At 54.0% G+C, this 322-nt stretch carries 1 protein-coding gene; it reads left to right on the plus strand.

Annotated features, from left to right (window positions below; genetic code table 11):
* Window positions 1-322 (plus strand): ABC transporter permease (locus tag EN874_RS32825; protein ID WP_189396753.1); only part of this gene is annotated, 322 nt, incomplete at both ends.

A 322-nucleotide genomic window follows, 5' to 3' on the forward strand; every position in this document is an offset into this window, starting at 1 on the left:
CTTCTGGTACTCTTGATCTTTGCATACGCGGTGTTCGGCGATATTCCGCTCACTGTGGTACTGGCGCCTGTAGTTTTCGCACCGGTTATAATTCTCGTGCTTGGCATTGCTTGGACCCTAGCTTCCGTTGGCGTTTATTTCCGTGACATTAGCCAAATCGTAGCGCCTCTTGTGACCGCCACCTTATTTCTGTCGCCCGTTTTTTTTCCAAGGACGGCGTTGCCGGAATGGTCTCAGACATGGCTTTCTCTCAACCCTCTAGCGGTTCCGGTCGAGTGTCTGCGCGCCGTGGTTCTCTTCGGTACGGAGCCGGATTGGGTGG

Origin of the sequence: Mesorhizobium sp. M1D.F.Ca.ET.231.01.1.1, from assembly GCF_003999155.2 — a bacterium.
Taxonomy (GTDB): domain Bacteria; phylum Pseudomonadota; class Alphaproteobacteria; order Rhizobiales; family Rhizobiaceae; genus Mesorhizobium.